General features: G+C 70.0%; 9 protein-coding genes and 1 pseudogene. 5 read left to right on the top strand and 5 right to left on the bottom strand.

Features of this window, described 5'->3' with window-relative positions; all coding sequences use genetic code 11:
- Positions 1-3: 3 nt before the first annotated feature.
- Both SPR02S_RS15405 and SPR02S_RS15400 read right to left on the bottom strand, forming a co-directional pair.
- A complete protein-coding gene (locus tag SPR02S_RS15405) occupies positions 4-1,974 on the bottom strand; it encodes an N-acetylmuramoyl-L-alanine amidase (RefSeq protein WP_019057871.1) in 1,971 nt (656 codons plus the stop codon).
- A 289-nt stretch (positions 1,975-2,263) separates the two neighbouring features.
- The gene (locus SPR02S_RS15400) at positions 2,264-3,409 is read right to left on the bottom strand and encodes an aminoglycoside phosphotransferase family protein (RefSeq protein WP_019057870.1); all 1,146 of its coding nucleotides are present in this window, start codon (positions 3,407-3,409) and stop codon (positions 2,264-2,266) included.
- A gap of 242 nt (positions 3,410-3,651) precedes the next feature.
- Between SPR02S_RS15400 and SPR02S_RS15395 the strand changes: the two genes are divergently transcribed.
- On the top strand, positions 3,652-5,160 hold the full coding sequence (locus SPR02S_RS15395) for a DNA-binding protein NsdB (protein WP_019057869.1): 1,509 nt from the start codon (positions 3,652-3,654) through the stop codon (positions 5,158-5,160).
- A gap of 51 nt (positions 5,161-5,211) precedes the next feature.
- Here SPR02S_RS15395 and SPR02S_RS15390 read toward each other — a convergent pair whose 3' ends face one another.
- Entirely contained in the window at positions 5,212-6,639 is a 1,428-nt protein-coding gene (locus SPR02S_RS15390; RefSeq protein WP_019057868.1) for a PP2C family protein-serine/threonine phosphatase, read from the bottom strand.
- 538 nt (positions 6,640-7,177) lie between these two features.
- On the opposite strand from SPR02S_RS15390, the gene SPR02S_RS15385 reads away from it, so the two are divergent.
- Complete coding sequence (locus tag SPR02S_RS15385) at positions 7,178-9,451, top strand: M4 family metallopeptidase (RefSeq protein WP_019057867.1); 2,274 nt, start codon at positions 7,178-7,180, stop codon at positions 9,449-9,451.
- Between the two features lie 145 nt (positions 9,452-9,596).
- On the opposite strand, the gene SPR02S_RS15380 is transcribed toward SPR02S_RS15385, so the two are convergent.
- The gene (locus tag SPR02S_RS15380) at positions 9,597-10,484 is read right to left on the bottom strand and encodes an SDR family NAD(P)-dependent oxidoreductase (RefSeq protein WP_019057866.1); all 888 of its coding nucleotides are present in this window, start codon (positions 10,482-10,484) and stop codon (positions 9,597-9,599) included.
- Positions 10,485-10,555: 71 nt separating this feature from the next.
- Here SPR02S_RS15380 and SPR02S_RS15375 point away from each other — a divergent pair, with 71 nt between their 5' ends.
- Positions 10,556-11,497, top strand: a complete 942-nt coding sequence (locus tag SPR02S_RS15375; protein WP_174447543.1) for a LysR family transcriptional regulator — start codon at positions 10,556-10,558, stop codon at positions 11,495-11,497.
- Here SPR02S_RS15375 and SPR02S_RS60170 read toward each other — a convergent pair.
- A pseudogene (locus SPR02S_RS60170) lies at positions 11,496-11,759 on the bottom strand (MFS transporter); the annotation flags it as partial. The gene SPR02S_RS15375 and the pseudogene SPR02S_RS60170 overlap by 2 nt on opposite strands.
- 186 nt (positions 11,760-11,945) lie before the next feature.
- On the opposite strand from SPR02S_RS60170, the gene SPR02S_RS15365 reads away from it, so the two are divergent.
- A complete protein-coding gene (locus SPR02S_RS15365; protein WP_019057864.1) occupies positions 11,946-12,359 on the top strand; it encodes an SsgA family sporulation/cell division regulator in 414 nt (137 codons plus the stop codon).
- 188 nt (positions 12,360-12,547) lie between these two features.
- A complete protein-coding gene (locus SPR02S_RS15360; RefSeq protein ID WP_019057863.1) occupies positions 12,548-14,572 on the top strand; it encodes a phosphocholine-specific phospholipase C in 2,025 nt (674 codons plus the stop codon).
- Positions 14,573-14,589 lie beyond the last annotated feature (17 nt).

Genomic DNA, 14,589 nt, shown 5'->3' with positions numbered 1-14,589 from the left:
TGCCTACCGGCCGGAACGTTCCACCGTCACGTCGGCGGCGCGCACGAACTCCACCCGGTGGCCGTACTGGATCTCGTAGTAGAGATCCTTTCCTACGACGACCTTGTGCGAGTCGGTGGTGAAGGTGACCGCGTAGTAGTACTCGCCGGGCACCTTGTCACCGACCACGTACTTCTGGCCCTTGAGCAGTTTGTACGGCAGCGGGGAGATCGCCTGGGCGGGCACTCCCGTCGGATAGGCGGAGGCCTCCGGGTAGGCGCGGCCGTACACCGGGACGCTGTCCACACCCTCCTTCGGCGTCACCACCAGACCGGCCGCCTGCACCGCGGTGGGCTGCTTCTTCGGGTTCTTGAACCAGGCCTCCTGACCCAGGTACCAGATCGCGGTCCAGTCCCCGGAGCGGTCGGCCACCGCGTACTGCTGACCGGTGGACACCCGTGAGGAGAGGTCGTTGACCCCGGTGGTCGGGGTCGTCCCGAGGCCGATGTCCTTGATCAGGGGGTAGGTCTCGCCGGGCCCGGAGTACAGCCGGACCTCGCTCGACCCGTGCGCCGCGCACGCCTGGCCGGCGGTGACGCAGCCCGTGTACACCGGCTGGTTGGCGGCGTAGTCGGGGCGGATCGTCACCAGGCCGCCGCTCTTCTTGGCGGTCTGCTTGAAGGAGTGGCCCAGCAGGGCGAAGTAGTGCGCCCAGTCCCAGTACGGGCCCGGGTCGGTGTGCATCCCGGGGATCGTGGACGTGGTCGGACCCGGCACGTTGTCGTGGCCGAGGATGTGCTGCCGGTCCAGCGGGATGCCGTACTTCTTCGTCAGGTACTTCACCAGTCGGGCCGACGCGCGGTACATCGCCTCCGTGTACCAGGCGTCCGGCGCGGCGAGGAAGCCCTCGTGCTCGATGCCGATCGACTTGGCGTTGATGTACCAGTTGCCCGCGTGCCAGGCCACGTCCTTGGCCTTCACATGCTGGGCGATGAGACCGTCGGTGGAGCGGATCGTGTAGTTCCAGGACACATAGGTGGGGTCCTGGACCAGGTTCAGGACACCGGCCCACTGGCCTTCCGTGTCATGGATGACGATGTACTTGATGCTCTGCGACGCGGGCCGGTCGCCCAGGTCGTGGTTGCCGTAGTCGTCGTCCCCGAACTGGGAGTACGGCGCCGGGATCCACTCGCAGGACACCTTCTTGGGGCACTCTGTACTGTCGGCGGGGACCGTGCGCAGCCCGGTCTCCTTCAGCTGCGCGGTGTCGGGCGCGAGGTCCGGCCGGGCGGCCAGCGCGACCTGCTGCCCGGCGTCCGTGGTGCGCGCCTCGCCGGTGTGGATCACGTCGTAGACATCGTTGGCATACGCCGCAGCAGTGGCCGTGTCGTCCGCGCCGGAGAAGCGCGCGATCGCGCCGTACCAGTCGGCCGGGTCCGTGCTCAGCGGCTCGCCGAGACCCTTCTGGGCGTCGGCCAGCAGTGCGGCGCCGCCGGCCACATTGGCGGTCTCGTCGGTACGGAGGTCGGCTGCCGGAAGGCCGGTCAGTTCGGCCGCCTTCGCCAACGTCCTGAGCCGGGCCGGGAGTTGGGAGTCCGCCGGGATCTGTGCGGTGGGGTGCAGGGCAGCGCGGGCGCTGTCGCCGCGGGGGTCCTCGGAGCCCTCGCTCAGGTGCTCCGTCGCGGCGAGGGCGGTGCGGGCGTCCGTGAGGTGCATCGGGCCGTAGCCGCCGGTCACACTCGGCGCTCCGCCGTGCGTGTCCCAGCGGGACTGGAGATAGGAGACGGCCAGCAGGACCGTCTGCGGCACGTGGTACTCGGCGGACGCCGACGCGAACGCCCGCTGGAGGGTGGCGGCGGAGGAGCCGGTGGGGCTCTCCGCGGGGGCCGCGCCCAGTAGGGGCAGCAGCAGGGCGGCGGTGGCGAGCGCGCCGAGGGATCGGCGCGCGCGTCTGTGTCCGGGAGAGCGGTTGGGGTCGGTCGAGGATCCTCGCAATGCAGCCTCCTGGGACGGTGGGGTGTGCTGAACCGTGCGGGGCCGGGCGTGCGTCAGTGGTACCGGCTTGCCGACGATCCGTCAATCATGCCCAGAGGAAGGTGATTTCCCATGTCAACGGGGGCTGCGAGGAGTTTCGTGGCGGCGGCTTTCGGGCCTGCGGGGCGTCAGTGGAGTACACCAATGGGCGAGCCATATACGAGCCATATGTGGGAGCGCCATATGTGGCTGAGACACACGAAGGTCCGCGGTGCGCCGCTGCAGGGCGCACCGCGGACCTTCGTCCCCGTCAGCGAGTGCCGACCGCCGCACGCACGGCCCGGCGGGCCATCTGGCAGTCGTCGTGCAGCCGCCTCAGCAGCAGCCGTTGTTCCTCGCCGGACGGCGCAGCACCCGGGTGGGCCACCACTCCCGGTGCCGCCGGGGCCGAGTCGTGCATCGAACGCTGCACGGCCATCTCGTAGGTACGGATCTCGCGGGTCAGCACCAGCATCAGGTTCACCAGGAACGCGTCACGCGAGGCCGGTCCCGCCGACTGCGCGATCTGGCTGATCTGCCGCCGGGCCACCGGCGCGTCCCCGAGGACCGCCCACAGCGTCGCCAGGTCGTAGCCCGGCAGATACCAGCCCGCGTGCTCCCAGTCCACCAGCACTGGACCGGCCGGTGAGAGAAGGATGTTGGACAGCAGGGCGTCGCCGTGACAGAACTGGCCCATCCCGCCGCGGCCCGCCGAGTGCGCGATGCCGTGCAGGAGTTTCTGCAGGTCTCCCATGTCCCGGTCGGTGAGCAGCCCCAGCTCGTGAAAGCGGGAGATCCGGGCCGCGTAGTCCAGCGGGGCGTCGAACGTGCCCGCCGGTGGCCGCCAGGCGTTCAGCCGGCAGATCGCGCCGAGCGCCGCCCGGATGTCCGCCCGCGGCGGGGCCTCCGCCGGGTGCCGGTGCAGTGCCGCCACCCGGCCCGGCATCCGCTCGATGACCAGTGTGCAGTTGTCCGGATCCGCCGCGATCAGCCGCGGCACCCGCACCGGCGGGCGGTGCCGGACGAACGAGCGGTAGGCCGCTATCTCGTGCCGGATCCGCTCGGCCCACGCGGGGGAGTGGTCCAGTAAACACTTCGCAACGGCCGTGCTGCGTCCGGTCGTTCCGACCAGAAGCACGGAGCGCCCGTTGCGGCGTAGCACCTGCACCGGAGCGAACTCCGGGCAGATCCGGTGCACCGACGCGATCGCCGTACGCAGCTGGGCGCCCTGAGGGCCGGACAAGTCGAGTCTCCCGCTGAGCGGTTGGGTGCCGAGCCCCGGAACGCGCCGCGGCCTGCCCGCACCGAGCACGGGGCCGGCCGCCGGACGCGCCGGGTCGAGGTAGGGGCCGCCGGCGCCCGGGCGGGGGTGCAGCGACCGGGGCGGGGCGGACACGGAGGACGATGCTGTGTACATGGGAGATACAGATCCCTTCGTGTGCCTGCAGTGCCTGTCCAAGCAAGCGCGCTCCCGGCCCGGTTCCGCAGGTGCACCCTGGGGAGTGTCCCTCGGTGACCGGGTCGGGGTGGCGCGTTCCTACCTGACACCAGATGCGCAGTGGCACACCATCTGGCGCACCCTGGCGAACCCTGGCGAATAGTCGCCCGGCAAGGCGCACCGGGCTATGTTCAAGTCAGCCGAGAACCTGGGGGCTTGACGTGAACGGACAACCCAACTCCCGTCTCTCGGACCTGTTCGGCCTGGCCGGCTGGTCCAAGGGCGAACTCGCGCGGCGGGTCAACCGGCAGGCGGCGGCCATGGGCCACCCCCAGCTCTCGACCGACACCTCGCGGGTTCGGCGTTGGATCGACACGGGAGAGATCCCGCGCGATCCGGTGCCGAGGGTGCTGGCGGCTCTGTTCACCGAGCGTCTCGGCCGTGTCGTGACCATCGAGGACCTCGGTCTGGTCCGGCACGGGCGTGTGGGGAAACGGCCCGACGACGGGAGTGTGGAACATCCCGACGGTGTGCCGTGGGCGCCCGAACGGACTGCTGCGGTCCTCACCGAATTCACGGGAATGGACCTCATGCTCAACCGACGCGGCTTGGTGGGCGCGGGCGCCGCGCTCGCCGCAGGCTCCGCACTCAGCAGCGCCATGTACGCATGGCTGCACTCCGATCCGACTCTTTCCGCCGACGCTCCCCGGTTCGACGATCCCCTGCACGCCGACCCCGCTGGGTTCGACCGCTACGAGGCCGCCCCCATCGGGTCGCAGGAGATCGAGGAACTGGAGGAGTCCGTCAAGGTGTTCCGGGCCTGGGACGCGGCCCGCGGCGGCGGGTTGCAACGCAAGGCCGTGGTGGGACAGCTCAACGAGGTGGGCGGCATGCTCGCCTACCGGCACCCCGCCGATGTGCAGCGGCGCCTGTGGGGCGTCGCCGCCAATCTCGCCGTACTCGCGGGCTGGATGTCGCACGACGTCGGCCTGGAACCCACGGCCCAGAAGTACTTCGTCATCGCCGCCCACGCGGCCCGTGAGGGCGGCGACCGGCCCCGCGCCGGGGAGGCGCTCTCCCGGGCGGCTCGCCAGATGGTGCACCTGGGCCGGCCCGACGACGCACTCGATCTCATGAAACTCGCCAAGACCGGTTCCGGCGACGAGGTGCTGCCGCGCACCCAGGCGATGCTCTACACCATCGAGGCCTGGGCACAGGCGTCGATGGGCAAGGGTCAGGCCATGCGCCGCACCCTCGGTCAGGCGGAGGACCTCTTCGTCTCCGACCGCGGCGACGTACCGCCCCCCAGCTGGATGCAGACGTTCAGGGAGGAGGACCTCTACGGCATGCAGGCCCTGGCCTACCGGACCCTGGCCGAGCACGAGCCCGGAGCGGCCGTGCACGCCCAGTACTTCGCGGAGAAGGCCCTGGCGCTGCGGGTCGACGGACGGCAGCGGTCGAAGATCTTCGACTTCCTGTCGATGGCCTCCGCGTGCTTCATCGCGGACGATCCCGAACAGGCGGACAGGTACGCGCGGTTGGCCCTGGCGTCGATGGGATCGAACTCCTCCCACCGCACCTGGGACCGGCTGCGCGAGATGTACCGGCTCACCGCCCAGTACGCCGACTATCCGAGGATCCACGAACTGCGGGAGGAGATCAAACTCGCGCTGCCGAAGACACAGTCGAAGATCCCCAGGGCCAGGGGCGGCAACAGCGCCCAGGCATAAGGGGTTTGTGCGGCTCCTTCCGCACAAGGAGTTCGTGCAGCCGCTTCTTTCTCAGGTCGTCCTGGCGATGAGCACGCACGCGTCGTCCGCGCGCTCGGTGTCGCCGAACTCCTCCACGACCATCCGTACGCAGTCCTGTGCGGTGCGCGCCTCGCCGAACCGCGGGGCCAGGTCGAGGAGTTGGCGCACGGCTGCTTCTCCGGTGTGCCCCGGCACCAGTCCGTCGGTGTGCAGCAGGAGGACGTCGCCCGCTTCGAGGGTTTCCTCGGCCTGTCCGTAGGCCGCCCCCGAGGTGGCGCCGAGCAGGACGCCGTCCGGTGCGCTCAGCATGCGCCCCGTCCCGTCGCGGAACAGCAGCGGGGCGGGGTGTCCTGCCTGCGCCCAGGCCAGGGTGCGGGTCTCGGGGCGGTAGCGGCAGCACACCGCGCTGCCCAGGGCCGGTTGCACGGTGGCGTCGAGTAACTGGTTGAGCCAGGACATCAGTTGACCGGGTTCGGTGCCCGCCATCGCCATGCCGCGCAGGGCGCCGAGCAGCATCGCCATGCCCGAGGTGACGGCGACACCGTGTCCGGTGAGGTCGCCGACGCTCAACAGCGTCGCTCCGTCGGACAGTTGGAGCGCGTCGTACCAATCGCCGCCGATCAGCGCGCTCGTGGAGGAGGGCAGATAGCGGGCGGCCAGGTCGAGTGTCTCCGGCCCCTGGTGCGGGAGCCGCAGGGAGCCGCGCCACGGCGGCAGCACGGCCTCCTGCAGCTCGACCGCGAGCCGGCGCTCGGTCTGCGCGTGGTGCCGGTGGAGCTGCAGCGAGTCACGGGTCTCGCTCACCGTCCGCTGGCTGCGGCGCAGTTCGCTGACGTCCCGCAGCACCGCCCACATCGAGGCGGTGCCACCGTCGGCGTCGAGCACGGGCTCGCCCATCATGTGCACGGTCCGTACGGCGCCGTCGGGCCGCACGATCCGGAACTCGCCGTCTATGGGCTTGGCGTCGATCAGGCAGTCCGTGACCATCGCGGTCAGGCTGGGGCGGTCCTCGTCGAGGACCAGCGACGGCAGTTCGTCGAGGGTGAGCGGAGGAGCGGCCGGATCGCGGCCGAGGATCTGATACAGCTCCCCGGACCAACTCGCCCCGTCCGTCAGCAGATTCCACTCGGCACTGCCGACCCGGCTGAGCAGCGAGTCGTCACGAGGCGTGTCCGGTACGGCAGTTGGGACGAGCGGCGCCTCCGCGGTGGCCGGCACGGGCGGCGGGCCGTCCCGCAACTGGGCCAAGTGCTCGTCGAGATCGTTGAGTTGATGCAGCGCCAGATCGCACAGCGCCCGCTGCCACCGCTCGCGAGGGTCCGCACCGTCGTGCTGCGCGTCCCGCCGTACGGCGTCCACGTCGCCCATGAGCCGCCGCGCCTGCGATATCAGCGCGTCGACCGAGCCGCGCGCGGGCGGCTGGGCGGCGGGGCGGTCCGCAGAGAGGTGGGACGGCATGACGCACTCCGATGCGGGGACGGTACGACCAAGGCGGATGGAGGGACCGGTAACGACTGTCGCACAGGCTGCGACGCCCTGTAAGGGATTTGGCAACACACGATCCGGTGGTGCTTCTGGCATATGCCAGCGTCTTCACGGGCGGCTGGTGCCGCGCTCGTGGCGTGGCTGTCCTGGTGGGGCAAGTCGTAGACGCCGTACGCGAGTTGAGGGACTGATTACCCCTCCGGCTCGTCATTCAACCACCTGTTCGACGGCCCGATGTTCCCGCGTGGTGTCGGCACCCGACGTGCGGCTGAAAAGTGTTGCTCAAGCGAGTGATCCGCAGTTCGCAACGGTCATTTTGAGCCGTTGCCTTGTTATAGCCATGACAATTCTGTGGGCGTGATGCCAGGCTGCTGAGCACCACGCTCACCGAGCGTTCACTTCCTCCTCACCCTTCCTCCCCGCACCCGCGCGCCGCCGGACGGCCGTATCCCGGCCCGACCCGCTCTCCAGGACTCCACCGAGTCCGACCACCCCACATAAGGAGAACGCCTTGACCCGGCTTGACCGTTATCCGCACCACCCCAGATACACCGCCGCCCTCGTACTCACGGCGATCGGCACCCTGCTGGCCGCCGGTATGCAGACCGGCGCCGCCTCCGCCGCTCCCGGCGGGCACGCCACCCCCGCGAAGATCCTGGCCACCCCGCGGGCCGCAGCGGCCCCGGCCGCCCTGTCGCCGGCGAAGCACGCCGCCCTCCTCAAGAGCGCGGGCGCCGCGGTCAAGAACACCGCGAAGACCCTCGGCCTCGGTGCCAAGGAGAAGCTCGTCGTCAAGGACGTCAGCCAGGACGCCGACGGCACCACCCACACCCGCTACGAGCGGACGTACTCCGGGCTGCCCGTCCTCGGCGGCGACCTGGTCGTGCACGCCAAGAGCGGCCGGCTGACGGTGACGAAGGCCGCGAAGGCCGGCCTGACCCTGCCGGGCATCACCCCGAACGTGACATCGGCGACGGTGAAGACCAAGGCGCTCGCGGCAGCGTCCAAGGCGGGCGGCGAGAAGGCCCGACTCGACGGCGCCCCACGGCTCGTGGTCTGGGCCGCCGGAGCCAAGCCCGTCCTCGCCTGGGAGGCTGTGGTCGGCGGCTTCCAGGACGACGGTACGCCCAGTGAACTCCATGTGATCACCGACGCGGACTCCGGCAAGGCCGTCTTCCAGTACCAGGGCATCGAAACGGGCACCGGCACCGGCCAGTTCAACGGATCCGTCCCGCTCGGCACCACGCTCTCCGGCTCGACGTACCAACTCGTCGACGGCGATCGCGCCGGACACCGCACCTACGACCTGAACCAGGGCACCTCCGGCACCGGCACCCTGTTTACGGATGACAACGATGGTTGGGGCGACGGAACCCAGAGCAACCGGCAGACCGCGGGCGTGGACGTCGCGTTCGGCGCGGCGGCGACCTGGGACTACTACAAGGACGTCTTCGGGCGGAACGGCATACGCAACGACGGCGTGGCCGCCTACAGCCGGGCCCACTACGGCAACAACTACGTCAACGCGTTCTGGGACGACACCTGCTTCTGCATGACCTACGGCGACGGCTCGGGCAACACCCACCCGCTGACCGCGCTGGACGTGGCCGCGCACGAGATGAGCCACGGCGTCACCGCCGCGACCGCCGGCCTCACCTACTCCGGCGAGTCGGGCGGCCTCAACGAGGCGACCTCGGACATCTTCGCCGCCGCGGTGGAGTTCCACGAGAACCTGCCCGCCGACGTCCCCGACTACATGGTCGGCGAGAAGATCGACATCAACGGCAACGGCACACCGCTGCGTTACATGGACAAGCCCTCCAAGGACGGCGCGTCCCGCGACTACTGGAGCTCGACGCTCGGCAGCGTCGACGTCCACTACTCCTCGGGCCCGGCGAACCACCTCTTCTACCTGCTGTCCGAGGGCAGCGGCGCGAAGACCGTCAACGGGGTCGCCTACGACAGCCCCACCTACGACGGTGTGCCGGTCGCCGGCATCGGCATCGACAACGCCCAGAAGGTCTGGTATCGGGCGCTCTCCACGTACATGACCTCCTCCACCAACTACGCCGGTGCCCGCACCGCGACCCTGCAGGCCGCCGCGGACCTCTTCGGCGCGTACAGCCCGACCTACCTCGCCGTGGCCGACGCGTGGGCGGCGATCAACGTGGGAAGCCGGATCGCGCTCGGCGTCAACGTGGCCCCGATCGCCGGTCAGATCAGCGGAGTCGGACAGTCCGTGTCCCTGCAGACGGACGCGTACACCACCAACTCCGGTGCGGGCCTGACCTATTCGGCCACGGGACTGCCGGACGGACTGACCATCAGCAGTACCGGCCTGATCTCCGGCATCCCGACCACCCTCGGGAGCAGTGACGTCACGGTGACCGTCACCGACGACACGGGCGCGACCGCCACCGCCGCCTTCACCTGGCGGATCGCCAACATCTACGCCAGCGGCACCCGCGTCGACATCCCCGACAACAGCACTGCCGTGGAGTCGCCGATCACGGTCACCGGCCGCGACGGCAACGCCTCGGCCACCACCCAGGTCTACGTCAAGATCATCCACACCTACCGGGGCGACCTGACCGTCGACCTCGTGGGTCCGAACGGAACCGTCTACTCCCTGCTGAACCGCGCCGGCGGCTCCACCGACAACGTCGACCAGACCTTCACGGTCGACGCCTCCGCCCAACCGGTCAACGGCACCTGGAAGTTGCGGGTACAGGACCGCGCGGCACTCGACGTCGGCTACATCGAGCAGTGGCAGCTCACTCCGTGAACCGGCCGTTCCAGCCCCGCAGTTGAGGGCTGAGGGGTTCGGGTTCGCCTACTGACAGCCCGAGTTGGTTCTGGCCGCGCCGGTCTGCACGGAGGCGCGGTCAGAACCGATCGGCGCGTTCGGTCAGTTGCTCGTATCGCTACGGTCACGGTGTGATCAGCCGGTCCTGTTCCACCGGCGGTGTGCCGCCGTACCAGTCCAGGGCCTTGCCGAAGCGCACCAACTCACCGTAGTGGGTGGGGTCGACGTGGTCGGCGAAGACGAGGTCGAGCACGGCGCCCGCGGCCTCGGCCGGGGACTGGGCCTGGCTGAAATCGCTGAACCACGGGCGGGAGGTGGCCGTGTCGACCATGCCCGGGCACACCGAGGCGACCAACGTGCCCGTCGCCAGGTCGTGTTCACGGCGTTCCGCGGCGACCGCGCGGACGGCGGCGACCTGAGCCACCTTCGAGGGCACGTTCAGCCACAGCGGCCAGCCCGCCTCGGCCGTGGTCCGATGGTGGACGGCGCCGCGCCAGGACTCGACGGCGTACTCGACCTGGTCCAGGCTCGCGCCGTCGAACAGGTCGTGCAGCGCGGGGTCGAGATGCCCGAGGGTGCCGAGGCTGCTGGCCACGACGAGGAACCGGCCGCCAGGGCGCAGCACCGGGCCGAAGGAACGCAGCATCGCGTGCGTGGCGGTGTTGGAGACGTCGATGAACTCGTCGGCGCGCGCCGCCTGCGACTCCCCGGGCAGCACCCGGGCCACGGCGTTCGAGATCACGATGTCGACCCCGCCGTAGCGCTGCCGGAGATCGTCGGCGAGGTCGGCGATGGCATCGGTGTCGGTGACGTCCAGGACCCGGCCCTCGATCCGGCTGCGCGTACCGGGCAGGCTCGCGACCTCGTGGGCCGCGTCGGTGACCCGTTGCTCGTCGCGTCCGGTGAGCAGGACCATGTCGTCGGGACCCATGTGGGCCGCCAACCCCTCGACGAGGGCGCGGCCGAGTCCTTGGTTGGCGCCCGTGACGAGGGCGATGCACGAAACGTTCATGACTGCCACGGTAGGAACCCGCGGGGTGTGCGTCCAACGAGAATTAAGCACCGCTAGCATGCGTGATCGTCATGGACTTCACGCATGTGTCACTCACCGCGTTGCGCGTCTTCCGCGCGGTCGCCGAACAGGGAACCTTCACCGCGGCCGCCGTGTCGCTGGGCTACACCCAGTCGGCGGTGTCCCGGCAGATCGCCGCGATCGAACGGGCCGCGGGCGCGGAACTGCTGGAACGGCGTCGCGACGGCGTACGGCTGACCCCGGCCGGTCGGATCGTCATGCGCAGGGCGACAGTCGTGCTCGACGAGATCGACGCGACCGCCCGCGAACTGTCCGGTCTGCCGACGGAGGCCGCGACCGTCCGCCTGGGCTGGTTCCCCAGCGCGGGAGCGGTCCTGCTGCCCCGCGCCCTGGCCGCGCTGCGGCGCAGCGACCCGGGCCTGCACGTCGTCAGCCGGGAGGGCGGCACCCCGGCGCTGGTACGTGCCCTGCGGGCCGGGAGTCTCGACCTGGCCCTGCTCGCGTCGGCGCCACCGTTCCGGCCGCCGGACACCGAATCGCCGCCGCTGGTGCTGCGTACGCTCACCGAGCGCCCGCTGTACCTCGCGGTGCCCGCGACGCATCCGCTGGCCCGGGGCGACTACGTCGACGTGGCCGACCTGCGCGGGCAGCGCTGGATCGCGAGCATTTCCTCCGGCGAGGACCGGCTCATGGGTGTGTGGCCGGGGCTGGACGAGCGGCCCGAGATCGTCCACACCGCCCGCGACTGGCTGGCCAAGCTCCAACTCGTCGCAGCGGGCTGCGGGTTGACGACGGTCACCGGCTCCCTCGCCCCCGCCGTACCGCCGGGCGTCCGCGTCCTGCCGGTGCGCGGCGGACCCCAGGAACAGCGGCGCCTACTCCTGGCCCGCCTTCCGCACCCACCGTCCGAAGCGGTCACCCGTGTGGGGGCTGCGCTCCGGCTCGCCGCGCTCGACGCCTATACGCCGGGCGCGGCGCCCGCGCAGGAGTGAGCCCCTGTTGGCAGGTCCGGCTGGCCACACCCCGCATCACATGGGCGAGTGGCACGGACGCGACGGCCACCGTCACGCCGTAACCGGTGACCAGCAGCCCGACCGCCGGCACGGAGACCCGCAGGCTCTCGGCGATGAGCTCCAGCAGGCCGATCGGCAGGTTCTCGGCGGTGTTGAAGGTGAAGGCGGCCAGCATCAGGGCCGCCAGCACCGCCGACCTGCGCCATCGCGCCCGGCGAGCCTGTTCCGCGGTCCCGTCCATGGGGCCACCTCACCGGGATCACCAGCCCCACCGCAAGCGCATTCACCACCGGCCCCACCCCTCGACAGTAGAGTGACGCAGGTCACATCAATTCATTCGGGGTTCCGCGTAATGCAAAGGGCACCTGCGAGGTCGTACAGGCACACGGCAATCCGGCCGACCTCACACCCGCAGCGGAGACCGACCATGGACATCACCCTCGAACAGCCCACCCGAGCCCGGCTGATCACGGCGGACGACACGGAGATCCCCGTGGCCGCCACGCTCCGCTACCTCGCCTCGGACCCGCTGGCCGTGCACCTCGACTTCCCGCCGGAGGTGTCCCTCGACGGCGACGGAGTCACCTGGACCTTCGCCCGCTCGCTGCTGGAGGAGGGGCTGCGCAGGCCGGTCGGCGGCGGTGACGTGCACCTGTGGCCGTGCGGCCGGGCCCGTACGGTGCTGGAGTTCCACTCACCGTTCGGACTCGCCCTGCTCCACTTCCACACCCCGGAGTTGCGCCGCTTTCTGCTGCGGACCTACGACGTGGTGGCCACCGGGCAGGAGGACATGGACGCGGTCGTCGACCGGGGACTGAGCGCCTTGTTCGGCAACGTCTGAACAGGAACGTCTGGACAGGACGTCTGGCTAGGAACGTCTGAACGGCTGAGGGCAACTCGGCGTGCAGGAGCCGGTTTTGACTTCTGTTCACCTCCATCTCACCGTCCCGGTATGGACCTTGGCGATCACCCCGTGCACCCTTGCGCGCGGTGTGCCGCTCGGGCACGCCCGTGACGAGGGTGGGGCGAATGACACCGATCAGCCGAAGAGGCTTCGTGGGGCTCGGTGCGACCATGGCGGCGGGCATGGTGACGGGCACCGGCGCACGGCCCGCGATCGCGGCCCAACAGGCGGCGACCGGCACGATCTCGGACGTGAAACACGTGGTGATCCTCATGCAGGAGAACCGCAGCTTCGACCACTACTTCGGGCGCCTGAAAGGCGTCCGCGGCTTCGACGACCGCAGCGGTATCACGCTGAGCGGCGGCTATCCGGTCTTCAACCAGCCCAACGGTGGCGGCCGTCAGTATCCGTGGAAGCTGAGCGCCACCCCGGCCGCGGGCGGCCAGGACGGCGAGACCCTCGCCCAGTGCAACGGCGACCTGCCGCACTCCTGGTCATCGCAGCACTCCGCGTGGAACAAGGGCCGCCTCGACAACTGGGTCTCGGGCGTGGGCAACGTCCGCTCGCTCGGCTACTTGGACCGGTCCGACATTCCCTTCCACTACGCGCTCGCCGACAACTACACCATCTGCGACGCCTACTTCTGCTCCACGCTCAGCGCGACCGGTCCCAACCGCACCTATCTGTGGAGCGGCAAGGTCGACTCCTCCAGCTACGACGGCGGTGACGAGTCCGGCCTGACCTGGCAGACCTACGCCGAGTCCCTGCAGAACGCCGGAGTGACCTGGAAGGTCTACCAGAACGCGTCCGACAACTACGGCGACAACGCCTGTGCCTACTTCAAGAACTTCACCAACTCCAAGGCGGGCAGCCCCCTTTACGACCGCGGCATGTCCTCCGTCCCGGCCGGCACCGGCTCTACCCCCGACGACATCGCCGCCGCCATCAAGGCCGACGTCCTCGCGGGCACGCTCCCGCAAGTTTCCTGGGTCGTCCCCAACCAGGCTTTCTCCGAGCACCCTTACGCCCCGCCCGGCGACGGCGCCCATTTCATCAGCCTCGTCTACCAGGCCCTCGCCGCCGACCCGGACGTCTTCGGCTCGACCGTCCTGTTCCTCAACTACGACGAGAACGACGGCTACTTCGACCACGTACCGCCGCCCGCCCCACCCGCAGGCACCGACGGCGAGTTCCTCAACGGCGTGCCGTACGGCTTCGGCTTCCGCGTCCCGATGATCGTCATCTCGCCCTGGACGCGCGGCGGGTGGGTCTCCTCCGAGGTCTTCGAGCACACCTCGGTTTTGCGCTTCCTGGAGACCTGGACCACCTCCCTCGGCAAGCCCGCCACCTGCCACAACATCAGCGCCTGGCGCCGCAAGGTCAGCGGCGACCTGACAGGCGTCTTCGACTTCGCCAACCCGGTCTACGGCTCCGTCGCCCTCCCCGCGACAAGCGTCATCGGCCTCTCCACCTGCGGCCCGCTGCCCAACCCGGTGCCGACGAACAACGCCCTGCCCACGCAGGAGACCGGCACCCGGCCCGCCCGCGCGCTGCCCTACCAGCCCAACGGGTACCTGGATCACCTGGAGTTCGGGGCGAGCGGCAAGATCCTCGCCTGGTTCGCCATGACCAACCAGGGCGGTGCGGCCAAGAGCGCCGCTCACTTCTCCATCCACCCCAACGCCTACCGTGACATCACGCCCTGGCAGTACACGGTGGACCCGGGCGGCACCGCCTCCGACTACTTCAACATCGGTACGGGCTACGGCGGCGGTAAGTACGACCTCTCCATGGTCGGCCCCAACCGCTTCCTGCGACGTCTTCAGGGGGACGCGACGAAGGCGGGCAAGTCCGTTGAGGTGAGCACCCGTTACGCCGTCGAGTCGGGCACCGGGAAGCTCGCGATCTACTTCAAGATGGTCAACTCGGGCTCCGCGTCGGTGAAGTTCACCATCACCTCCAACCACTACCGCGGCGACGGACCGTGGACCTACACGGTCGCGGCGGGTGCGTCGGCGGAGGATTCCTTCAACGCCGTGGCGTACCAGGGCGGTTGGTACGACTTCACGGTCACCGTCGACTCCGACGCGACCTGGTCGCGCCGGTTCACCGGGCACCTGGAGTCGGGCACGGCGAGCGTCAGCGGCTGACGGCGACCTGCAACTCC

Source organism: Streptomyces prunicolor NBRC 13075, assembly GCF_000367365.1.
Taxonomy (GTDB): Bacteria; Actinomycetota; Actinomycetes; order Streptomycetales; family Streptomycetaceae; genus Streptomyces; species Streptomyces prunicolor.
The sequence above is the reverse complement of the archived record's forward strand: the minus strand, read 5'-3'. Positions and strand labels throughout refer to the sequence as shown.